General features: G+C 71.6%; 15 protein-coding genes. 3 read left to right on the top strand and 12 right to left on the bottom strand.

Annotation, left to right across the window (positions count from 1 at the left end):
• Window positions 1-366: 366 nt before the first annotated feature.
• Window positions 367-708, top strand: a complete 342-nt coding sequence (locus RBR11_RS15380; RefSeq protein ID WP_308490254.1) for a YciI family protein — start codon at window positions 367-369, stop codon at window positions 706-708.
• A gap of 193 nt (window positions 709-901) precedes the next feature.
• Here the strand turns inward: RBR11_RS15380 and RBR11_RS15375 are convergent, their stop codons facing one another.
• From RBR11_RS15375 to RBR11_RS15330, 10 genes are all read right to left on the bottom strand, one after another.
• Window positions 902-2,536, bottom strand: coding sequence for a phospholipase C (locus RBR11_RS15375; RefSeq protein WP_308490253.1), 1,635 nt, complete (start codon window positions 2,534-2,536; stop codon window positions 902-904).
• 168 nt (window positions 2,537-2,704) lie between these two features.
• Complete coding sequence (gene xdhC / locus RBR11_RS15370; protein ID WP_308490252.1) at window positions 2,705-3,535, bottom strand: xanthine dehydrogenase accessory protein XdhC; 831 nt, start codon at window positions 3,533-3,535, stop codon at window positions 2,705-2,707.
• A gap of 139 nt (window positions 3,536-3,674) precedes the next feature.
• Window positions 3,675-6,062 (bottom strand): xanthine dehydrogenase molybdopterin binding subunit, encoded by a 2,388-nt coding sequence (gene xdhB, locus RBR11_RS15365; protein ID WP_308490251.1) that lies wholly within the window; start codon window positions 6,060-6,062, stop codon window positions 3,675-3,677.
• Window positions 6,059-7,555, bottom strand: coding sequence for a xanthine dehydrogenase small subunit (locus tag RBR11_RS15360; protein WP_308490250.1), 1,497 nt, complete (start codon window positions 7,553-7,555; stop codon window positions 6,059-6,061). Before RBR11_RS15360 ends, xdhB begins: the two co-directional genes overlap by 4 nt.
• Before the next feature lie 49 nt (window positions 7,556-7,604).
• Window positions 7,605-8,252 carry a nucleotidyltransferase family protein gene (locus tag RBR11_RS15355; RefSeq protein ID WP_308490249.1) on the bottom strand — a complete coding sequence of 216 codons (648 nt, stop codon included), beginning with the start codon at window positions 8,250-8,252 and terminating at the stop codon, window positions 7,605-7,607.
• Complete coding sequence (locus RBR11_RS15350) at window positions 8,249-11,080, bottom strand: molybdopterin-dependent oxidoreductase (RefSeq protein WP_308490248.1); 2,832 nt, start codon at window positions 11,078-11,080, stop codon at window positions 8,249-8,251. Before RBR11_RS15350 ends, RBR11_RS15355 begins: the two co-directional genes overlap by 4 nt.
• A complete protein-coding gene (locus tag RBR11_RS15345) occupies window positions 11,077-12,153 on the bottom strand; it encodes an FAD binding domain-containing protein (protein ID WP_308490247.1) in 1,077 nt (358 codons plus the stop codon). Before RBR11_RS15345 ends, RBR11_RS15350 begins: the two co-directional genes overlap by 4 nt.
• Complete coding sequence (locus tag RBR11_RS15340) at window positions 12,144-13,451, bottom strand: XdhC family protein (protein ID WP_308490246.1); 1,308 nt, start codon at window positions 13,449-13,451, stop codon at window positions 12,144-12,146. Before RBR11_RS15340 ends, RBR11_RS15345 begins: the two co-directional genes overlap by 10 nt.
• A 273-nt stretch (window positions 13,452-13,724) precedes the next feature.
• The gene (locus RBR11_RS15335; RefSeq protein WP_308490245.1) at window positions 13,725-14,480 is read right to left on the bottom strand and encodes an IclR family transcriptional regulator; all 756 of its coding nucleotides are present in this window, start codon (window positions 14,478-14,480) and stop codon (window positions 13,725-13,727) included.
• 253 nt (window positions 14,481-14,733) lie between these two features.
• Entirely contained in the window at window positions 14,734-15,636 is a 903-nt protein-coding gene (locus tag RBR11_RS15330; RefSeq protein ID WP_308490244.1) for an aldose 1-epimerase family protein, read from the bottom strand.
• Window positions 15,637-15,920: 284 nt separating this feature from the next.
• On the opposite strand from RBR11_RS15330, the gene RBR11_RS15325 reads away from it, so the two are divergent.
• Window positions 15,921-18,116 (top strand): DEAD/DEAH box helicase, encoded by a 2,196-nt coding sequence (locus tag RBR11_RS15325; protein WP_308490243.1) that lies wholly within the window; start codon window positions 15,921-15,923, stop codon window positions 18,114-18,116.
• A gap of 111 nt (window positions 18,117-18,227) precedes the next feature.
• Here RBR11_RS15325 and RBR11_RS15320 read toward each other — a convergent pair whose 3' ends face one another.
• Window positions 18,228-18,707 carry a GNAT family N-acetyltransferase gene (locus RBR11_RS15320; RefSeq protein ID WP_308490242.1) on the bottom strand — a complete coding sequence of 160 codons (480 nt, stop codon included), beginning with the start codon at window positions 18,705-18,707 and terminating at the stop codon, window positions 18,228-18,230.
• Window positions 18,708-18,958: 251 nt separating this feature from the next.
• Here RBR11_RS15320 and RBR11_RS15315 point away from each other — a divergent pair, with 251 nt between their 5' ends.
• Window positions 18,959-19,792: an aggregation-promoting factor C-terminal-like domain-containing protein gene (locus tag RBR11_RS15315; protein ID WP_308490241.1), complete on the top strand. Its 834-nt coding sequence runs from the start codon at window positions 18,959-18,961 to the stop codon at window positions 19,790-19,792.
• A gap of 160 nt (window positions 19,793-19,952) precedes the next feature.
• Here RBR11_RS15315 and RBR11_RS15310 read toward each other — a convergent pair whose 3' ends face one another.
• On the bottom strand, window positions 19,953-22,097 hold the full coding sequence (locus RBR11_RS15310) for an intein-containing Rv2578c family radical SAM protein (protein ID WP_308490240.1): 2,145 nt from the start codon (window positions 22,095-22,097) through the stop codon (window positions 19,953-19,955).
• Between the last annotated feature and the right edge of the window lies 1 nt (window position 22,098).

The following is a 22,098-nucleotide window of genomic DNA, read 5'->3' as shown; positions in this document are numbered from 1 at the left end:
ATCGATTCGCTGGTCGCGACAAGCCCTCAAAATTGGTTGAGCAGGGCGTGTCGCGACCAGCGAACGGTGGCAGGAGTGGCGGGCGGATTCGGCGACTCGGGTGGGGCGGACACGTTGCCCTGAAGATGGAAAGTGCTGCCGGATACGCCCCCGGGGCGGCGTTTTCCATCTCTGGGGTGGGGGTTGGTTCCTGCGGAGATGGAAAATGCGGCTCGCAGAGACGCGAGAGCAGCACTTTCCATCTTTCCGAGATCAGGATCCGCGGCGCGCTGATTCGCGGGGTGAGGGGCAAGACGCGCACGCGCCACCCGTTGCCCGCACCGCTGCGCAGAGAAAGGATGAGTCGGAGGAGAAAGGGCGTGCACGATGACGAAGTACCTGATCTCGTTCCCGAGCAGCGCGATGGTCTTCACCGAGGAGGAGTTCCCGGTGATCGTGGCTGCCGCGCATGCGGTGGTGCAGGATGCGAAGGACGCCGGAGTCTGGGTGTTCGGCGGCGGCATCGACGAGAGCATCCCGCCGGTGAGGGTCGGCGCCGACGGATCCGTGACGGCGGGCACCTACTCGCAGACGGCGCAGATCGAGGGCGGTTACACCGTGCTCGAACTGCCGTCGTATGAGGACGCGGTGGTATGGGCGGCGAAGATCGCGACGGCCTGCCGATGCGCGCAGGAGCTGCGCGCCTTCGCGTACGACCCGGCAAGCTAGGCCGTGTTGCTGATCCCGATTCCGTGCCGCTCGGGCGGGGCTCGGGGTCGTATCGCGTGATGCGTCAGCCGGGCGTGACGGCGGGCGCGCGGAATCGCGGCGATGATTCCCGAGCGCGACGGTCCGCTCGCGGATCATAAGAGGCCCGGGCCTCGCGGCCCGAGCCTCCTGTGATGGGATCAGACGAGAGCGGCTACTTCTTGGCGCCCGTCTGCGGGTCGAGCATCAGCGTCGCGGTCTGCGGGTTGCCGAAGTCGAACAGGTTCGACAGCGATCCGGCCTTGACGTCGAAGGATCCCTGCGCGATACGGCCGGTGTGCCAGTTGTCCTCGATGAATCGCAGGATCGAGGACTGGTCCGTTTCGGTGTGGTCGACGAAGTTCTGCTTCGCGTACGGGGAGACCACGATGAGCGGGAGCCGCGGGCCGTGGCCGCACTTGCCCTGCTGGTCCGCCATCGCAGCGGTGCTCTGTCCGGCGCTCGCGCAGAGGCCGGCCGCGTTGAACGCGTCGAAGCTCGAGCTCGAGCCGTTGATGATCGACGACGCCTGGTGGTCGTACCAGCCGTCCGAGTCGTCGTAGGCGATGACCACCGCGGTGCTGGCCCAGTCGGGCGACTGCTGCAGCCGGTTGACCGTGTCGACCACGAAGTTCTGCTCGTCGATCGGGTCGGAGTAGCCGGCGTGGCCGTCCTGGTAGCCCGGCGCCTTCAGGTAGCTGACCGCGGGCAGGTTGTTCGCCGAGACCGCGTTCCAGAAATCGCTCAGGTCGTACTGGTGGTTGGCCTGGTCGGTCTTGCCGATCATGGCGACCGAGGACGGCGGCAGGTGGTGCGGGTTGGAGGTCGACGCGTAGTACTGGAACGGCTCGTGGTGGGCGATGTAGTCGCCCTTCGTGCCGTACGGCAGAGCCCCGGTCTTGCCGGTTCCGCCGAGGGCCGCGCCGACGTTGTGGACCGTGCCGCAGACGGCCGTCCCGTCGGCCTTGCGGGACGACGGCGCGAAGCCGCCCTGGAAGAAGCCCCAGGTGACGCCCTTGTCGTTCAGCAGGTCGCCGATGTTCTTGTTCTTCGAGTCCATCGCCGCGGTGTCGCGCGTGGAGCAGTCGTCGTACATCGGCTGCGGGTCGCCGATGACGGTGCCGAGCCCGGCGGGGCCGGCGTTGTCGAGGACTTCGCCCTCGGGGAAAGGCTTGCCTCCGGGCATGGCCGTCTTGGCGACGCCGTAGGTCTGTCCGGACACGAGGTTGAGCGCGCCCGGCGTGGACGGGCCGAAGGTCGTGCCGTACGAGTTGTCGCTCATCGCGAACCGCTGCGCGTAGTTCCACAGGCCGGTCACCGAGTTGCCGTCGTAGTAGTCCATGACGAGGCCCGAGGGCCCGTAGGTCGGCGCCTTGCACGAGGTGCCGGAGCTGACGTTCGTGAACTGGACGAACTTGTCCATCGCGCTGGCGCTGAAGGCCTTCTGCTCTTCGGTGTACTCGTGATCCTGATCGCAGGTGACCTGCTGAGCGGTTCCGCCGAGTCGCTGCGGGTTGGCCAGGTTCGGGTTGCTGGTCAGGAGCGCGGGGGTCAGGCCATTGACGGCCGGAGTGCCGGCTGCGGCCTGGAAGGGCGTGCCGTCGGTGTTCGCGGCGTTCGGGTAGGTGCCGAAGTAGTGGTCGAAGGAGACGTTCTCCTGGAAGATCACGACCACGTGCTTGATCGGGGTCTTGGTGTCCGTGGCCGGCGCCGCCGATGCCGGAAGGGCCGACGACAGCAGCAAGGCCGCCGCCGTTGCGGTCGCGAGCGCCACACCCGCCGCGCGGCGGGTTCGGATGCGGGGGATCATGACACTCCTGTTCTGCCCGCGCCGGTCGCGGAGCACACCGCAACCCAACCAGGTCTCGGTGACGTCGCCGGAGAACTCCGGATGAACACTCTGTGCCTTCCCCGACGTGGGCCGTCCCCCGGGCAGGGCCCTGCGAGCCTCAGGAGTCGGTGAGACCCGTCGGGCCGCTCAGGACCCGGCCGGCGCCGCCTCGTCGATCAGCTGCAGGATCCGCGCGGCCACGCTCACCGCGATCGCGGCGGGCTGCTTGCCCGGGACCTCGGGGATGCCGATCGGGGTCGTCACGCGGGCGAGGTCCTCGTCGGTCTGACCGAGCTCGTGCAGCTTCTTCCGGAACCGGGCCCACTTCGAGGCGGATCCGATCAGGCCGATGGATCCGATCCCCTCGGTCCGCAGGGCCAGGTCGACGATCGCGAGGTCCTCGACGTGGTCGTGCGTCATCACCAGCACGTGCGCACCCGGGGTGAGTTCGACGAGCGCCGCCTCGGGCACCGGGGCGTGCACGACGCGGACCTGCGCCACCGCGTCGCCGAGGATCCCCCGCTCGCCCGGAACGCCGAGGCGTGACGGATCCAGCATCTCGGCGCGGGAGTCGACGAGGGTCAGCTCGATCTCGTGCCGGGCGAGGATCCGCGCGAGCTCGAGGCCCACGTGGCCGAGGCCGAAGATCGCGACGGCCGGGACGACCCGGATCGGCTCGAGCAGCATGGTGACCTCTCCTCCGCAGCACTGCACCCCGTACTCGGTGACCGCCTTGTCGCTGAGTGTCAGCGTGAGCAGCTCGGGCTCGGCGGATCCGTCCGCGAGCATCCGCCGCGCCTGCTCGATCGCCGTCTGCTCGAGGTTGCCTCCCCCGACCGTGCCGTGCAGCGCGTCGGGGGAGACGACCATCTTCGCTCCGCCGTTGCGCGGGGCGTGGCCGCGCACGGTCGCCAGGGTCACGATCACGGCGGGGATCCGCCGCGATCGGAGCTCCTGCAGAGCGTCGAGCCAGTCCATGGTCAGACCTTGAAGATCAGGGGTCGTTGAGCGAGGACGCCGTCAGGCGACCGAGACGAAACGCGGTCGCGCTGCGGGGGCGGCGTTTCGTCTCGGTCGGCTTCGCCGTCCTCGCTCAACGGCCCCGGGGTGCGGTGCATCAGTCGCCGGCGGTGGCGACGAGCGTACGTCCGTCGACCGTCCCCGCACCGGCCGCGACGGCCGCCTCCTGCGCGGCGCGCACCGCCCAGAACACGGCCTCCGGGGTCGCCGGCGAGCCCAGCTCGACCGAGTGACCGGCCGGGCCGAACGCCGCCACGGCGTCGCGGAGCGCCTCGCGGGCGCTGAACGCGAGCATGAACGGCGGCTCGCCCACGGCCTTGGAGCCGTAGACGGCGCCCTCCTCGCGGGCGTTCTCGAACAGTCGCACGTGGAACTCCTCGGGCATCTCGGAGAAGCTCGGCAGCTTGTACGTCGACGCCGACTGGGTCTGCAGACGGCCGCGGTTCGGGCCGTCGCTCTCATCCCAGCGCAGCTCCTCGAGCGTCAGCCAGCCGACGCCCTGCACGTACGCGCCCTCGATCTGGCCGATGTCGAGCATCGGCGAGAGCGAGTCGCCCACGTCGTGCACGATGTCGACGCGGCGCACCCTGTAGGCGCCGGTGAACTCGTCCACCTCGACCTCGGTCGCCGCGGCCCCGTACGCGAAGTACTTGAACGGGGATCCCTGCATGATCTCCGGGTTCCAGTGCAGGCCCTCGGTGCGGTAGTAGCCCGCCGCGAACAGCTGCACGCGCTGCAGGTAGGCGGCCTGGGCGACCTCGGCGAACGACACCCGCTTGACCGGCGCGCCGAGCGCGGTCACGAACCCGCCGCCGAAGCGCACGTCGCGCTCGTCGACGCCGAGCAGACGGCCCGCGACCTTCGCCATCCGGTCGCGGATCTGCTCGCACGCGTTCTTCACCGCGCCGCCGTTGAGGTCGGCGCCCGACGACGCCGCGGTGGCCGACGTGTTCGGCACCTTGTCGGTGCGGGTCGGCGCGAGCCGCACCTGGTGCAGTTCCACCCCGAGCGCGGTCGCGGCGACCTGCAGCATCTTCGTGTGCAGGCCCTGGCCCATCTCGGTGCCGCCGTGGTTGATCAGGATCGAGCCGTCCTTGTAGACGTGCACGAGGGCGCCGGCCTGGTTGAACGCGGCGAAGTTGAACGAGATGCCGAACTTGATCGGCGTCATCGACAGCGCGCGCTTCACGTGCGGGCTCCCGGCGTTGAACTCCGCGATCTCCGCACGCCGCGCGGCCACGTCGGCCTCGCCGCTGAGCTGGCCCCAGATCGTCTCGAGCCGCTCGGCGTCCTTCACGACCTGCCCATAGGGGGTGGTCTGCCCCGGCTTGTAGAAGTTGCGGTGGCGCAGGTCGATCGGGTCGATCCCGAGCAGGGGCGCGACGCGTCCGAGGATGTCCTCGATGAGGAAGACGCCCTGCGGGCCGCCGAAGCCGCGGTAGGCGGTGTTCGACTGCTTGTTCGTCTTCGCGATCTGCCCGTACGCGCGCACGTTCGGGATCCAGTAGGAGTTGTCCAGGTGGCAGAGCGCGCGCCCCAGCACCGGCTCGGACAGATCGATCGACCAGCCGCCGTCGCAGGTGAGCACGGCGTCGAGCGCCTGCAGCAACCCTTCCCGGGAGAAGCCGACCTTCCACGCGATGTGGAAGGGGTGCCGCTTGCCGGTCATCGTGATGTCCTGCGTGCGGTTCAGCCGCAGCCGCACCGGGCGGCCGGTGAGCTTGGCGCCGAGGGCCGCGATCGCGGCGAACCCGTGCGGCTGCATCTCCTTGCCGCCGAAGCCGCCGCCCATGCGCAGGCACTGCACGGTGACCTCGTTGGAGTGGATCCCGAGCACGTGCGCGACGAGCTCCTGCGTCTCGGAGGGGTGTTGCGTCGAGCACTGGATGAAGTACTGGCCCTCGGAGTCGCGGATCGCGAGCGACGCGTGCGTCTCGAGGTAGAAGTGCTCCTGCCCGCCGAACTCGGTCACGCCCTCGAAGACGTGCGCCGAGGCGGCGAGGCCTACGGCCGCGTCCCCGCGCAGGACGGTGCGCGGGGTGCCCTGGAAGGATCCGGCGTCCAGCGCGTCCTGCACGGTGACGATCGACGGCAGCGGCTCGTACTCGACCTGCACCCGCTCGGCGCCGAGGCGTGCGGCCTCCTGCGTCTCGCCGAGCACCCACACCAGCGCGTGGCCGTAGAACATGGCCTCGGACGGGAAGAGCGGTTCGTCGTTGCGGATGCCGGCGTCGTTGAGGCCGGGCACGTCGTCGGCGGTGAGGACGCGCACGACCCCCGGCACGTCATAGGCGCCGGACACGTCGATCCGCACCTTCGCGTGCGCGTTCGTGGACTGCACCGGCCACGCGGTCAGCACGCCGGCCATCTGGCCGACGAGGTCGTCGGTGTACATCGCGGCGCCGGTGACGTGCAGCGCCGCGCTCTCGTGCGCGGCCGGCAGGCCGACGACGGGGTTCTCCGGACGGTCGGCGAGAGTGCTCATGCCGACACCTCCTTCTTGTCGTTCTGGTTCGCTGTCGCGCTGTGCAGTTTCAGCAGCGCGGTGTTGAGCATGAGCGAGCGGTACTCCGCGCTCGCCCGGTGGTCGGACATCGGAGTGCCCTCGCCGCGGAGGATCTCCGCGGCGGCGCGCACGGTGTCGATGTGCCAGGGGCTGCCGACCAGGGCGGCCTCCGTGGCGCGGGCGCGCAGCGGGGTCGCGGCGACGCCGCCCAGGCCGATGGTCGCGGCGGTGACGATCCCGTCCTCGATGTCCAGAGCGAATGCGACGGCGACGCTGGAGATGTCGTCGAAGCGGCGCTTGGCGATCTTGTGGAAGGCGGTCGTGGTCGCGAGCGGCAGCGGGATCCGGATCGTCTTGATCAGCTCGTCGGGGCGCTTCACGGTCTGCCGATAGCCGGTGAAGTACTCGGCGAGGTCGACCTCGCGCTCCCCGCTCACCGAGGCCAGGACGACGCTCGCGCGCAGGGCGAGCAGCGCGGGCGGGGTGTCGCCGATCGGGGAGCCGGTGCCGAGGTTGCCGCCGAACGTGCCGCGGTTGCGGATCAGCCGCGAGGCGAACTGCGGGAACAGCTCCGCGAGCAGGGGGATCCGCCCGCCCAGGCCCTTCTCGACCTCGGAGAGCGACAGGGCCGCGCCGATCTCGACGACCGTGTCGCCGACCGTGAGCGCGCGCAGCTCGTCGAGCTGCTCGATCGCGACCACGAGCGGGGCGCGGCGGCCGCGGATGTTCACCTCCACGCCCCAGTCAGTGGATCCGGCGACGAGCAGCGCGTCCGGCTCGTCGTGCAGGATCCGCAGGGCCTCGGCGAGGGTCGCCGGGCGGATGAAGCGCGCCCCGTCGACCACGGCATCGGTGGGGACCGGGGCGGGGGCAGGCTCGGCGAGACGCTGCTGCAGCGGGTCGTCGGCCTCGGGCGCGCCGAGCGCATAGGCGGCGTCGCGGATCGGACGGTAGCCGGTGCAGCGGCAGAGGTTGCCGCTCAGGGCGTGCAGATCGAAGCCGTTCGGGCCGTGCTCCGGGTCGTGGACCGGGCAGGGCTCCCCGGTCGCTGAGCCGGTCGACGCGTCGGCGGACTCAGCGACAGGGGTCCGGTCCGCCCGGTAGTACTCCGCCGCCATGCTGCAGGCGAAGCCGGGCGTGCAGTACCCGCACTGCGATCCGCCCGCCTCCGCGAGCTTCTCCTGCACGGGGTGCAGATCCTCGACGCCGCCGAGGCCCTCCGCGGTGACGACCTCCTGACCGTCCAGCGCGTAGACCGGCACGAGGCAGGCGTTGACCGGGGTCCAGGCCGTGCCGCCGTCCGGGCCGGGTGTCGCGAGCAGCATCGCGCAGGCGCCGCACTCGCCCTCGGCGCAGCCCTCCTTGCTGCCGGAGAGCCCGCCGTCGCGGAGCCAGTCCAGGGCGGTCGTATGGGTGGGGACGCCGGCGAGCGCGCGGCGCTCCCCGTTCACGGTGACGGCGGTGTCAGTCATGTGATCTCCTCGGTCTGGCGACACTCTCGATCGTGCCGCGTGGGCAGGGTCAGGGCAAGGGGTGCAGGGCGGTCCCGCACGAAGGCGCACGCGAGGTGTCCGGATCGTTCCAGGCGAGCAGGTCTTCCGGGGTGTCGATGTCGTCGCCGCGGCCGAGATTCCCGCACTCGACGTCGTCGACCAGGTCGGGATGCATCCGGATCCAGGCCCGGGCTCCCGCGTCGCCCTCGGCGCGCGCGGCGGCGGAGAGCAGGTGGCCGGTGTCGAACAGGATCGGGTTGCCGGGGACGCCCGCCCACACGGCGCGGGTGACCCGGCCCGGCACGTGCGCGCGGAACAGCTCGCGGATCACCGCGGATCCGACGCCCGGCTGATCCACGAGCAGCACGATCACGGCCTCGGGCGAGACGCCGGTCGCGATGAGCGGCAGGACCGCAGCCCGCAGCGAGGCGGACATCCCCAGCGCGGCGTCGTGCACCGCGACGACGTGCGCCGCCGGGCAGCGTTCGCGCAGCCGTCGCCGCGCGATCCGGGCGCCCGGACCCACTGCGACCGTGACCGAGCAGCCCGCGCCCAGCGCCGCCCGTGCGGCCCGGGTCGCGAGGACCTCGTCTCCCCACGGCAGCAGCGCCTTGGGTCCGCGGCCGAGCCGGGACCCGCGGCCGGCGGCGAGCACGATCGCGTGCCGGGCGTTCATCGGCCGACCTCGGCGAATTCCGGCAGCGCCGCCGGCATCGCCGCGGGCATCTCCGCGGCCGCCGCGTCGCGCTCCACGATCGCGGCGTGGATCGCGTCGCGGGTGAAGGGCGTGCGGGACATCCGGATCCCGATCGCGTCGCGGATCGCGGACGCGAGCGCCGGTGCGACCGGGTTGTACGGCGACTCGCTCATCGACTTCGCGCCGAGCGGGCCGAGCACGTCCGAGGTCTGGGCGAACGTCACCTCGGTGCGCGGGGCGTCGGCGAACGTGGGCACGTGGTACTGCCGCAGGATGTCGGAGGTCACCACGCCGCGCTCGTCCACGCGGACGATCTCGTGCAGCGCGGCTCCGATCGCCTGCACGACGCCGCCCTCGATCTGCCCGCGGCACTGCTCCGGGTTGACGACGACGCCCGCGTCGGCGGCGTGCAGCGAGCGCAGGATCCGCAGTTCGCCGGTGCCCTCGTTGATCGCGATCCGAAAGCCCTGCACGTTGAACGCGACGGAGCGCGGCGTGCCGCCCCAGTAGCCGGCGGCCTCGAGCGGTTCGCCGTCCTCGCGGGCGCGGGCGGCGAGCGCGGCCAGCCCGATCGAGAGCTCGCCGTGCATCACCCGGTCGCCGACGATCACGGCATCCGCGCTCGGGCGGCCCAGCACCGCCGCGGCCTTCGCCACGATGCGCGCGGCGAGCTCGGTCGCGGCGGCCGCCGTCGCCCGGCCCGCGACGACCGTGCCCGTCGACCCGAACGCGCCGGTGTCGTGCTCCACGAGATCCGAGTCCGACTGGCGCAGCCGCACCCGCCGCGTCGTGGTCTTCAGCACGGTCGCCGCGATCTGCTGGTGCACGGTCGAGGTGCCGTTGCCGAACTCGGCCGTGCCGACGTCGAGCGTGAAGCCGCCGTCGTCGTCGAGCCGGATCCGGGTGTGCGAGTGGTGGCCGCGCGGCGGGACGGTCGCGATCATCGCGATCGCGGATCCCTCCCCGATCCGCCACCCGGGCTCGAGCCCCGCCTGATCGGCCGCGCGGTCGACGGCGAGGCCGTCGCGCACGATCTGCACGCACTCGTCGAGCCCGTAGCTGCCGATGACGAGGTCGGGCTCCTCGTGCGAGGCGATCATCGCGTCTGCGGCGCCGATGATGTTGCGGCGGCGCACGTCGAGAGGATCCAGGCCGAGCCGGCGGGCGATCTCGTCGACCGTCGACTCGATCGCGAAGATCATCTGGCTGAGCCCGTAGCCGCGGAACGCGCCCGACGGCACGGTGTTCGTGTAGACGACGTCGGCGTGGATCTTCTTCGCCGCCGCGCGGTACACCGCGATCGACTCGCCGACGCCGTGGAACATCACGCCGGGGCCGTGGTTGCCGTACGCGCCGGTGTTCGAGCGCACGTCCACGCCGATGCCGGTGAGTACGCCGTCGCGAGTCGCGCCCATCCGCACCCGGATCCGGAACGGGTGCCGCACGGTCGTCGCGGTCAGCACCTCCTTGCGGGAGAACTCGACGCGCACCGGCTGCCCGGTGGCGATCGCGGCGAGCAGCGCGAGGTCCTCGGTGAGCACCTCCTGCTTGCCGCCGAAGCCGCCCCCGACCCGCGCCGCATACACGCGCAGATCCTCACGGTCCAGGCCGAACACCCGTGCGAGCGTCCGTCGCACGAGGAACGGCACCTGCGTGCTGCTGCGCACGACGTACCGTCCGTCGGCGTCGCGCCAGGCGATGGATCCGTGCGTTTCGAGAGCGGTGTGCGAGACCCGGTGCGTGTGGAACTCGCGCTCCTCGACGATGTCGGACGCGGCGAGCTCGGCCGCCAGATCCCCGACCTCGGAGTCCATCTCCATGACGACGTTGGCCTCGGCGCGGGCGATCCCGCGCGGCCCGCGGAGCGGATCCGCGACGCGTCCGCTCGGCGAGGCCGGGCCGTGCAGGGCGACCACGTCGGGGTGGTCGGCGCGCTCGGGGTCGAGGTTGAACGGCAGGATCTCGTACTCGACGTCGACGAGGCGCGCGGCGCGATCCGCGTTCCGCTGCGAGTCGGCGATCACGAGGGCCACCCGCTGTCCGATGAACCGCACGTACTCGTCGAACACCTGGGTGTCGTAGGGGTCGTCCTCCTCGAGCTCGTGCTGCGCGGTGGAGAAGAGGGCGCGCGGGGCGTCCTCGCGGGTCAGCACGTGCACGACGCCCCGCGCTGCCAGCGCGCGGGTCGCGTCGACGCGGATCACGCGGGCATGCGGGTGCGGGCTGCGCACGACGGCGGCGTGGAGAAGAGGGGCGGGCAGCTCGTCCGGATCGATGTCCATCGTGTAGCGGACGGTGCCCGTGACGACGCCGACGGCGGCGGGTGCGCCGGTGCGGCTGCCCACGCCGCCGGCGCGGTCGTCGATGTTGACGCGGCCGTGCACGGCGTCCTCGATGGCGCGGTAGCCCGTGCAGCGGCAGATGTTGCCCTTGAGCGTCCGGTCGAGGTCGTCCGCCATGCCGTCCTTCATGCCGGCGACCGTGCACACCATGCCGGCCGTGCAGAAGCCGCACTGGAACCCGGCCGCCTGGCGGAACCGCTCCTGCACGGGGTGCGGATCCTCCGGGGTGCCCAGGCCCTGCACCGTGACGATGTCGCGCCCCGCCGCGCGGTGCGCCGGATAGACGCAGCTGTGCACGGGCTCGCCGTCGACGAGGACGGTGCATGCGCCGCAGTCGCCGCCGTCGCATCCCTTCTTCACACCGTACGATCCCTGATCGCGCAGCCAGGTGCGCAGGCACTGCCCCGGCGCGGAGTCGACGGGGATGGATCGGCCGTCGACGGTGGCGATCGTGTGGTCGGTCATCGCGTGCTCCTGTCGTCGTCGATCGCGTAGGGGGCGGTGGATGTGGGGTCGTTGAGCGAGGACGCCGAAGGCGACCGAGACGAAACGTGGTCTCCTCTGGTTCGCCCCGTTTCGTCTCGCTCCGCTGCGCGGTGCTCGCTCAACGACCCCGAAGACAGGTCGCCGCTGACGCGACCGATCGCGTCGTCCACGCCCGTGGCGAGCCCGGGCAGCAGCTCGGCGAGGATCTCGTCGCCCAGCCGGTGCGTCATCAGCCGCCGCCAGGACGGATCCCCGTGGATGTCGTCGTACCAGCCGTCCACGGCCGCGTCGATCGCGCCCCGCCAGGCGGCGCCGTCGGCGGGGATCGCGTGCGGATCCGTCCCCGGGACGGCGAGGTCGAGCTGGACCGGGCGGGACGTCGACGCGGTGACGGTCAGCCGCACCGACGTGTCCGACGTGCGCCGGCCGACGAGCAGCGCCGCCGAACGGCCGCGCTCGGTGAGCGAGATCCGCCGGAACGCCGCGGTCTCGCGCAGGCTCCGCGCGGGCACGTGGAAGCTGCGGATCAGCTCGCCGTCGCCGAGACCCGTCCGGGCGGGGGCGAGCACGAGCTCCGCGACCGGGACCGTGCGCCGGGTGCCGTCGGGGCGCAGGATCAGCGCCGTCGCGTCCCACGCCGACAGCAGCGAGATCATCGGGCCGGCGGGCAGCGCGGTCGCGACGTTGCCGCCGACCGTCGAGACGTGCCAGATCTTCCACGACGCCACGAACGCGTCGCAGGCGCGGGTCACGATGTCCAGCCCGGGCAGCTCGGCGCGCGGTGCGGGCAGATCCGGACGCGCGGGCAGGGCGTAGAGGTCGGCGATCCGGCAGGTCGCCGCGATCTCCAGACCGAACCCGCCGTCCACGGCGCGCCAGGCGAACGGCTCCCAGCCGGCGGCCGTGATGTCCAGCAGCCGGGTCGGGGCACCGCGGGTGATGTCGGTGCCGTAGGAGTAGAGCACGGTGCCCCCGGCCAGCCAGGAGTCGCCCGGGCGCCACTCGGCGGGGTCGGCGCACAGGCGCACCTCGTCGACGCTGGTCACATCCACGATCCGGCTCCCGTCGTCGCGGCGGTCAGGAGGCCTCGATCCGGATCCGGGAAGAGGTCCGTGAGGGCCGGATCCGGATCGAGGGGGTGATCCGGCGCGCAGATGCGGCGCGGATCGTGCACGTCGCCGGCGGTGTCGCACAACCGCGGCGGGACCGTGCGGGCTTCTTCGAAAGCCTCCAGGGGCCGGGGCGCGAGCGCGGCCCGGGTGGTGCTCTCGGCGAGGATCAGCTCGGCGAGGATCGAGACGGCGACCTCGGCCGGCGTGCGGGCGCCGAGGTCGAGGCCGATCGGGGAGTGCAGCAGCGCCAGGCGGTCGGCGGGCAGCCCGCCGGCGCGGAGCTCCTGCGCCCGCTTCTCGTGCGTGCTGCGCGAGCCCATCGCCCCGACGTAGGCGAGGTCGAGCCGCAGCGCGCTCTCGAGCACGGGCAGGTCGAAGCGCGGGTCGTGGGTGAGCAGCACGATCGCGGTGCGGCCGTCGATGCGACCGGCCGCGAGCTCGTCGGCGAAGTGCTCGGCGGGGTGCCGCAGCACGACCTCGTGCGCGCCGGGGTGCCGGTCGCGGGTGGCGAACACCGGCCGGGCGTCGCACACCGTGACGTGTCGCCCGAGTACCGCGGCGGCGTGCGCGAGCGCGGCGGAGAAGTCGTTCGCGCCGTAGATGATGAGCCGGGCCGGGGTCGTCGTCGACTCCACGAGCAGCCGGCGCACGACGGCGCACTCGGGCGCGCTGCGGTCGGTGATCTCGACGATGTGCGCGCCGCCGGCACGCACGGCCGCCGCGACCCGATCCCGCGCCGAGCCGATCTCCAGCGCCAGCGCGGCGGGGATCCCGGCAGCGGCGTCGATCACCGCGCACAGCGCATCCGCGGGGAGCGGCGCGGCCCCGGCCACGATCCCGCCGTTCCGGCCGGCGTCGGCGAGCGGCAGCTCGCGGACCATCGCCAGGCCGGCGTCGGCCCGCAGCAGCTCATCTGCCGCGGTGATCTGCGCGAGCGGCTGCACGAGCACGCGCACATCGCCGCCGCACATCAGGCCGACCGACAGGCCGTCGTCGTCCGCGTAGCCGAAGGAGTGCAGCGCGGCCTCGCCGGTCTCGAGGCAGGTCAGCGCGGCGCCGACCACCGCCCCCTCGACGCAGCCGCCGGAGACGGACCCGATCGTGCGGCCGTCGTCGCGCACGGCCATCGACGTGCCGGCCGGCCGGGGCACGGAACCGGATACCTCGGCGATCGTCGCGATCGCCCAGCGCCCGGGCTCGGCGAAGCACTCGCGGTAGTCCTGGATGCGGTCGAGCAAGGGGCACCTCCTCATCGAGGGCGCCCCGGAAGCGACGCCCGTTCAAAGGGCGATGCGCGAAGATCAGGAGGTCGGGCGTGGAACCCGGGCGTGATCCGCGGCGACATCGCCGTGGTTGCCCGGTAGATGGTTCACTGTCGTAACCCGCCTAGGCTGTGCAGTCAGGATAACCCGGGGCCGAGACGAGCCGCAAGAGGGAATTTCGCTGCACGGATCCTTACGTCCGCATGACGGAAGTCGCGGATCGGATCCGCGGGGCCGGTGATCGCCCGGTCAGGCCGCGCTGGCCGCGGCGGAGATGTCGGCGGCGGCGTCGCGCAGCATCGGGATCGCGAGGTCCGCGAACTCCTCGCTCACGCGCGACATCGGGCCGGACACCGACACGGCGGTGAGCACGGGCATATCCGGCACGGGCATCGCGAAGCAGCGCACGCCGAGCTCCTGCTCCTCGTCGTCGATCGCGTAGCCGCGCTCGCGGCAGATCGCGAGGTCGGCGAGCAGGGTCTCGATGGATCCGAGGGAGCGCGCCGTGGCGCGGGGGAGGCCGGCCCGCGCGGCGATGTCACGGACCTCGTCGTCGGAGAGCTGGGCGAGGATCGCCTTGCCGACGCCGGTCGAGTGCAGTCGGGCCCGCCCGCCGACCTCGGTGAACATGCGCATCGCGTGCGGCGACGGGACCTGGGAGATGTAGACGACGCGGTCGCCGTCGATCGTGGCGAGGTTCGCGGTCTCGCCGAGGCGGTCGACGAGCCCCTGCAGCTGGACCTTCGCGATGAGCCCGAACTGGCGGTTGGCGACCTCTCCGAGGCGGACGAGCTTCGGGCCGAGCGCGTAGCGGCGGTTCGCGAGCTGGCGCGCGTAGCCGTGCCCGACGAGCGTGCGCAGCAAGCGGTGGATGGTCGGCAGCGGGAGTCCGGCCGCCGCGGCGAGCTGGCTGAGGGTGGCGTCACCGCCCGCATCGGCGATGAGTTCGAGGAGATCGAACACGCGGGAGACCGACTTGACGCCGGTGGAAGCCTCTGCGCCCATGCGGGGACCCTTTCGCGCTCGAGACTGCGAATTATCCGCATCTCGGAAACATCTTTTCGAAGATTATCGCACGCCGGAGCGGATTCGTCCGATGAATTTTTCCTGGGAAAGCGAGGACCGCGGGATCCACCCGGAAAGGGCGGGCGGATCACCCACGATCCGCGGGATTCATCGGGGGAATCCGTGGCGCGGACGCGCATCCTGCCCGGTCGGGATCAGCTCCGCCGCGCCCTCGGGCGACGGTCTCCGGAGGTCATCGGGTGAGCGTGATGCCCCAGTCCACGATCCAGCTCTCGCCGGGCGCGAGGCGACGCAGTCCGCGACCCGAGTTGAAGGCCTCGGCGGGAGCCGTCATCGGCTCGATCGCCACGACGAGGTCCTGGTCGGGGTAGCGATCCGTCGTGTAGGCCTGCACGTAGTCCATGCCCTCGCCCTGCCACAGTGTGACCGTGCGGCCGTCCGGCGCGGCGAGCGTGCTGCGCACCCGGCCGTCGGCGTCGCGGCGCAGGGTCGCGAAACCCGTGTCGAGCTGCAGCTCGCCGAGGCGGCGCGGGGTGCGCAGATCCGTGCCGCCGGAGACGGGAGACTCGCCGACCGGCAGCATCCGGCCGTCCGTCTCGAAGAACGTCTCGGCCGGCACGCGCAGCCGCAGCTCGCGCGGATCCGCGTCGCCGATCGTGAGGAAGGGATGTGTGCCGAGCGCGACCGGCGCGGGGGTCGTCGAGCGGTTCACGATGGTGTGCTCGACCGCGATCCCGTCCTCGGTCAGGGTGTACCGGACGGACGTCTCGAGCAGGTACGGGTAGCCCGTCTGCGGCACGACGTCTGCGCGGAGCAGCGCCGTCGCATCGTCCTGCTCGGCGATCTCGTACGCGGTGTACCGCATCAGCCCGTGGCTCGCGTTGTGCAGCGCGGGCTCGGTGACCGCGAGCGCGCGGGTCTCGTCGCCGTCGATCCACACGCCGTCGCGGATCCGGTTCGGCCACGGCACGAGCACCACGCCCGAGCAGGACGGCGCGGGGCGGTCCTCGGGATACGGCGGGACGACCGTCGTCCCGTCGACGACGAGGTGCCGCAGCGACGCCCCGACCTGCGAGAGCTGGGCGCTGACGCCGGCCGCCGCGAGATGGATCTGGACACCCGTGGGAGTGGTCATGCCGCCATCGTAGGGTGCACGGGGGCGCTCGTGTGGCGGGTTCCCAGCCGCGATCGGTAGGATCGAGGGTCGGCTTCGGGCAGCCGCGGCCCCACGGGATCTCCGGGGGACGCGGGATGTGTGCGAACGTGTGAGCCCAGGGGCCGATGGAGCGCCGGTGAACCTCGCCGGTCGCGAGATCCATCACATGAATGGCCCCCGGCCGAAGACTGCCCGGGTATGTCCGTGTCCCCACGAGGGTGACGGGCGCTGTTCTCGTGCGAGAACCAGACAAGGACACACCCATGCCCAAGAACCACAAGCCCAAGGGCGGTCGCCCCTCGGCGAACTTCGAGCCGCGCTACGCCAAGAAGACGTCGTTCCACGACCGGCACAACCAGGGTCGCCCGGCCCGCGACGGCGAGGCAGGCCGCGGCTACGCCGACCGCACCGACCGGTTCGGACGGACCGACCGCGACGCCCGTCCGGCCCGCACGGACCGTTTCGAGCGCACCGATCGCGCCGACCGCGGCACGCGCTTCGACCGCGACGCCCGTCCGGCCCGCGACGACCGCCGGGTGGACAGCCGTCCCGGCAGCCGGTCCCCGGGCCACCGCGGCTTCCGTGCGGAGCCGGCCGCCGGCGAGCGCGCGCCCAAGCAGCGCTGGTCGTCGCAGGAGCGGGCCGGTCGCGACGAGGCCCGCTCGATCCGCAGCCGCGCCGAGTCCGGCCGCGTCGACGCGCCGCACCGCCGTGACGACCGTCCGCGCTTCGACCGGGACGACCGTGCCCGCCGTTTCGACCGTGACGACCGTCCGCGTCGGGACGACCGTGACGACCGTCCGCGTCGGGACGACCGCGCCGAGCGGCCCCGGTTCGAGCGCGACGACCGCCCGCGGTTCGGCGGCGACCGCGCCGAGCGCCCCCGCTACGACCGGGACGACCGTTCGCCGCGTCCGCAGCGCGACGACCGCCCGCGGTTCGAGCGGGATGACCGCCCGCGGTTCGAGCGGGATGACCGCCCGCGCCGCGACGACCGCACCGACCGCCCGCGGTTCGGCCGCGACGAGCGCCCGGCCCGCCCGCAGCGCGATGACCGCCCGCAGCGCGATGACCGCCCGCAGCGCGATGACCGCCCGCAGCGCGACGACCGCCCGCGATTCGAGCGCGATGACCGACCGCGCCGCACCGAGCGTCCGGCGCGCGACGACTGGAACCGCGGCACCGACCGCGCTCCGAAGCAGGAGGCGATCGAGGACGTCGTGCACGAGCGCCTCGTCGCCCAGACGGTCGAGGCGGCCGAGGTCGCCGATGTGACCTTCGCCGACCTCGGCCTCGGGTCCAACATCGTCGAGATCCTGACGAACATGGGCGCCCAGACGCCGTTCCCGATCCAGGCGGCCTCCGTGCCCGCCGTGCTCGAGGGGCGCGACGTGCTCGCCCGCGGCCGCACGGGATCCGGCAAGACGATCGCGTTCGGCGCCCCGCTCGTGGAGAGCATCCTGCAGTCGCAGAAGGGCAAGAAGCGGGAGTTCGGCCGCTCGCCGCGCGCGATCATCCTCGCGCCGACCCGCGAGCTCGCGCTGCAGATCGACCGCACCGTGCAGCCGATCGCGCGTAGCGTGGGCCTCTTCACGACGCAGATCTACGGCGGCGTCCCGCAGGCCCGTCAGGTCGGCGCGCTGAAGAAGGGCGTCGACATCGTGATCGGCACCCCCGGTCGCATCGAGGACCTCATCAACCAGGGCAAGCTCGACCTCTCCGACGTGCGGATCGCCGTGCTCGACGAGGCCGACCACATGTGCGAGCTCGGCTTCGTCGAGCCCGTGCAGCGGATCCTCCGGCACACGGGTGAGGGCAGCCAGAAGCTGCTGTTCTCCGCGACGCTCGACCGCGAGGTCGCCGCGCTCGTCGACGAGTTCCTCGTGGACCCCGCCGTCTTCGAGGTCGCCGGTGAGACGCAGGACTCCGGGACGATCGAGCACCGCGTGCTCGTGATCGAGCACCGCGACAAGGCGGAGATCCTCTCCTCCCTCGTCGACCGCGACGGTCGCACCCTCGTCTTCGCGCGCACCCGTGCCTACGCCGAGATGCTCGCCGAGCAGTTCGAGGACGCCGGGATCCCCGCGGTCTCGCTGCACGGCGACCTGAACCAGGCCAAGCGCACCCGCAACCTGCAGAAGCTGACCTCGGGCCGCGTGAACGTCCTCGTCGCGACCGACGTCGCCGCCCGCGGCATCCACGTCGACGACATCGACCTGGTCGTGCAGGCGGACGCCCCGGACGAGTACAAGACGTACCTGCACCGTGCCGGCCGGACCGGCCGCGCCGGCAACGAGGGTCGCGTCGTGACGCTGATCACCCGTCAGCGCCGCCGCCGCATGACCGAGCTGCTCGACCGCGCCGAGATCGACGCGCCGTTCGAGGACGCGCGCCTCGGCGACGACCTCATCGAGGAGATCGCCGGTCGCGTGCCGACCGCCGCCGACCTCACCTCCTGACGGCGCGCCCGCCGCGCGGGCACGACTGTCGAGGGCCAGAGAATCCCTGATCCGGGCATCGATCCGGGGAATCTCTGGCCCTTCGTCGTCTCCGGAACCCGCCCGCCGGCCTCAGAGGATCAGGGCCCAGTCGTTGCTGAGGATCTCCTCGCCGCGGAAGGGGAACGGCCGGGCGCTGCGCAGCGTGAAACCGGCCCGGCGGCAGAGCGCGTTCGACGCAGTGTTGTCGACCGAGGGGTAGGCGTGTATCTCGGCATGGCGCCCGTCCGCCCGCACGACGTCCAGGAGCGCCGCGAGAGCCTGACCGGCGTAGCCGCGGCCCTGGAATTCAGGCAGCACGCTCCATCCCGCCTCCCAGACCGCGTCGTCGGCACCTTCGCTCGTCTCCCAATAGCCGATCGAGCCGACCGCGTCGTCCCCGTCGCAGATGACGAGCATCCGTCCGGGAAGGTCGGTGCGGAGGTAGCGCCGGTGTCGCTTCTCGAGCTCCTCGTCGCTCTCCTGCGCGACCAGGTGCGCCGTCATCTCGAGGGTGTTGAACCGGTCGAGCAGCGGGCGATCCTCGGGCTGCCAGGGGCGGAGCGTGATCATTCCGCCACGTTATCCGGCGCCTCCGACATCGCCTCCGACATCCCCTCCAAGGGCGTCGGGAGATCGCCTTCCGCGGCGATATTCGGCGGTAAGCGCAACCTGAGAGTTTGAGCAAAACACTCTGGTAGATCCCGGGAAAACAGGGAAGCTCCCAGGGTCAGTGATGCAGGATCGTTACCTTGTGCGCCCGACCCGAGGGTGTACCGGCCGTTTTGAGCGGCAAGAAGACTCAAAGGATCGTTACGTTCGTCATGCCCAGAAACTCGTTGCTTCGTTTTGTCCGCCGTCGGAAGACGGCCGCCGTCCTCACCGCCGCCGCCATTCTCGGCGCCGTCGCGATCGGTGGGACCACCGCCGTCAATGCGGCCCACGCCGCCGTCCTGCCCGGCAACGTGGTGGTCGACGAGACTCCGCTCGCGAGCGCTCGGCTCCAGGTGCGCGCAGCGCTCGACACCGCGCAGACCGCGCTGACGGATGCCGCCGCCGCGGCCTCGGACGTGCAGAAGTCGGGCCTGAACCTCGGTGCCGCGAAGCCCGCCGTCGACACGGCGGGACTGCAGAACGCGTACGACTCCCTCGTGAAGTCCGGAACCGCGGAGCGCGACGCGCTGCGCCCGGTCGCGGTCGACCTCGCCGGCTACGCCGAGCGCGTGGAGTCGCAGGTCGCCGCGCTCCGCACCAGCCTGAACAACGCCGCCGCACAGTACGAGGCCGAGGTCGCCCAGCAGCAGGCGGCCGCCGCCGCTCAGGCTGCGGCGGACGCCCTCGCCGCGGCGAACACCCCCGACGGCGCCCGTGCCACGGCCCGGCAGATGGCCGCGGACCTGTACGGCTGGGGCTCCGACCAGTTCCAGTGCCTGAACTCGCTGTGGAACAAGGAGTCCAGCTGGAACTACCAGGCGCACAACTCGTCCGGGGCGACTGGCATCCCGCAGTCGCTGCCCGGCGGCAAGATGTCCAGCGCCGGCGGCGACTGGGCGACCAACGCCGCCACCCAGATCCGCTGGGGCCTCGGCTACATCAACAGCGTGTATGGCACCCCCTGCTCCGCGTGGGGCCACTCGCAGGCCACCAACTGGTATTGATCCGGACCCCTCGCGGGGTCGGCGAGCCACGCCGGCACGGCCGGCCGAGACGAGACGCGGTTTCCCTCCGGGAGCCGCGTCTCGTCGTTCCCGGGGCCGCGAGCGTCCTCCGGGCCCGAGCATCCGCCAGGCCCGAGCATCCGCCAGGCCCGAGCATCCTCTAGAACAGAGTCGGCGCCGGCTCGGGCGCCCGTGGCGCTCCGATCCGGGACGGGGCGGATCGCTCCGCCGACGGCTGCTCGAACAGCCACAGCGGCATCGCCCCCGTCGGCTCCGGATCGGGGCCCTGCATGCTCCGCCGTGCGGGTCGGTCGTCCGAGTGTCGGGCCTCGAGCCCGTGCATCCGGATGAGCGGTCGCACCCGGCGCGCGAGCCATCGCCGGTAGTCTTTCGGCGCCTCCGCGGCCGTCCCCGGATACAGCGCCCGGTACGACGACAGCAGATCCGGCCGGTGCTGGGACAGCCACTGCAGGAACCACGGCTTCACCCCGGCGCGCAGGTGCAGTGCGCCGTAGATGACGTGGTCGGCGCCGGACTCCTTGATCCGCAGCAGCGCTCGGTCGATCGCGTCCACCGAGTCGGTCAGGTGCGGCAGGATCGGCATCAGGAACACCCCGACCCGGAATCCCGCGTCGCTGAGAGCCCGCACCGTGTCCAGTCGGGCCTGTGTCGAGGGGGCGCCCTGCTCGATCGCCTCGCGCAGGGTCTCGTCGAACATCGCGATCGACAGCTGCACGTCCACCGGCACACGCGCGGCCGCCTCGACCAGCAGCGGGATGTCGCGCCGGATCAGCGTCCCTTTCGTGAGCACCGAGAACGGGGTCCCCGAGTCGGCGAGCGCCCGGATGATCCCCGGCATCAGTCGGTACCTGCCCTCCGCACGCTGATACGGATCCGTATTCGTGCCGAGCGCGACGGTCTCGTGCTGCCAGGATCCGCGCCGCAGCTCCTTCTCCAGCGTCTCGACCACGTTCACCTTGACGACGATCTGCGAATCGAAGTCGTGCCCCGCGTCCAGATCCAGATACGTGTGCGTCCCCCGGGCGAAGCAGTTGTGGCTGATCACGCCGTTCGCGACGAAGTCGCCGGTGCCTGTCGTGATATCGAGCAGATCCTGTTCGCCATCGAGCGGTTCGATGGATCGCACTCGGAGGTCGGCGACGGTCTTCACTGCCAGACCTTCGAGATCCATCTTCCTCGTGATCGCGGGCTTCGTGAGGGAGAAGAAGCGCTGGCGGGCAGGAAGTCCGCCCACGAGTCGGACATCGCGTACGTCATTCGGGCGAGGAGGCTCGACCACGTGCTCGAGCTGCCAAGCAGACATGGCCGCAGAGGTGAGGTCGAGGATTTCTGGATCCTTGTTCGAGATGCGCAGGACGCCTCGTGAGCAGCTGCCTTCTGCATCGAAGATTCCGGAGAGAAAGCCCGCGCACCACTCTGGATCGGCCGGGTTCGCGTCGCGGACGATCGCCTCGATGGCGGCTACGGAAGATGCCGCGGCCGTGTGCAGCGCGTTCAGGGCTCGGCGGGTGGGACTAGCCGTCGAGAATGGGCGCTCTCGAACGTCGATGCCGTCCTTTCTCAAGTACGAACGGGTGCGCTCCAGGGCCTCCTCGTCGGCAAGGGCCAAGCGGAACACGGCCATCTTCCGCTTGCGGATGCCGTCGTCGTCAGTCCGACGGAAGATCATGCCATCGCCGCGAATCATCCCGAACAGGTAGCCGTGCCGGAAACCGAGGCCGTCAGTGGCGACTTTCGGCGGAGCTCCTCCGCCGAATCCCAAGAGCCGGTCTTTGAGGGTGAGATGTGGTCGCTGTCCGGTCTCGCCGCCGGTGACGTGCTTCCAGCCGCGATCGGTGAGGAAGCGGTGATCGCCGCTCGCCGTGAGTACCGTTCCGTCGGCGAGTGTGATCCGGTACGCCTGCTTCCGCGTCGACCACTTCGCGAGGATCCGAGTGCGTACGTAGCGCCGATATGCCCCGCGTTTCTCCGTCCCATAGATCTCCGTGCCGACCTCCAGATCACGCAGTGGTCGCTGACGTCCGTCGGCGCACAGGATCAGGGTCTCTGGCGAGACGCAGTACACGCACGCATGGCTGCACCCCCGGTACGGGTTGATCGTCCACGCGAAGGGCATCTTCGACGGGCCGGGCACGTGGTTGAGAGCCGACTTCGCGAGCACCTCGTGGAAGGTCATCCCGGCGAACTCGGGCGTCGTCACGGTGCGCAGGAACCCGGTCCGGTTCTCCATGCCCGGCAGCGCCGCCTCGTCGGCCTCGTCGATCCTCTGCCCCTGCCACCTCATG

Source organism: Microbacterium capsulatum (genome assembly GCF_030865425.1).
GTDB classification, from domain to species: domain Bacteria; phylum Actinomycetota; class Actinomycetes; order Actinomycetales; family Microbacteriaceae; genus Microbacterium; species Microbacterium capsulatum.
The sequence above is the reverse complement of the archived record's forward strand: the minus strand, read 5'-3'. Positions and strand labels throughout refer to the sequence as shown.

What these genes read in the sequence shown, in the direction of transcription:
- RBR11_RS15320 (WP_308490242.1), bottom strand. Translation starts at nt 18,707, where the DNA reads ATGATCACGCTCCGCCCCTGGCAGCCCGAGGATCGCCCGCTGCTCGAC.
- RBR11_RS15380 (WP_308490254.1), top strand. Translation starts at nt 367, where the DNA reads ATGACGAAGTACCTGATCTCGTTCCCGAGCAGCGCGATGGTCTTCACC.
- xdhC (WP_308490252.1), bottom strand. Translation starts at nt 3,535, where the DNA reads ATGGACTGGCTCGACGCTCTGCAGGAGCTCCGATCGCGGCGGATCCCC.
- RBR11_RS15330 (WP_308490244.1), bottom strand. Translation starts at nt 15,636, where the DNA reads ATGACCACTCCCACGGGTGTCCAGATCCATCTCGCGGCGGCCGGCGTC.
- RBR11_RS15355 (WP_308490249.1), bottom strand. Translation starts at nt 8,252, where the DNA reads ATGAACGCCCGGCACGCGATCGTGCTCGCCGCCGGCCGCGGGTCCCGG.
- xdhB (WP_308490251.1), bottom strand. Translation starts at nt 6,062, where the DNA reads ATGAGCACTCTCGCCGACCGTCCGGAGAACCCCGTCGTCGGCCTGCCG.
- RBR11_RS15350 (WP_308490248.1), bottom strand. Translation starts at nt 11,080, where the DNA reads ATGACCGACCACACGATCGCCACCGTCGACGGCCGATCCATCCCCGTC.
- RBR11_RS15375 (WP_308490253.1), bottom strand. Translation starts at nt 2,536, where the DNA reads ATGATCCCCCGCATCCGAACCCGCCGCGCGGCGGGTGTGGCGCTCGCG.
- RBR11_RS15310 (WP_308490240.1), bottom strand. Translation starts at nt 22,097, where the DNA reads ATGAGGTGGCAGGGGCAGAGGATCGACGAGGCCGACGAGGCGGCGCTG.
- RBR11_RS15325 (WP_308490243.1), top strand. Translation starts at nt 15,921, where the DNA reads ATGCCCAAGAACCACAAGCCCAAGGGCGGTCGCCCCTCGGCGAACTTC.
- RBR11_RS15335 (WP_308490245.1), bottom strand. Translation starts at nt 14,480, where the DNA reads ATGGGCGCAGAGGCTTCCACCGGCGTCAAGTCGGTCTCCCGCGTGTTC.
- RBR11_RS15315 (WP_308490241.1), top strand. Translation starts at nt 18,959, where the DNA reads ATGCCCAGAAACTCGTTGCTTCGTTTTGTCCGCCGTCGGAAGACGGCC.
- RBR11_RS15360 (WP_308490250.1), bottom strand. Translation starts at nt 7,555, where the DNA reads ATGACTGACACCGCCGTCACCGTGAACGGGGAGCGCCGCGCGCTCGCC.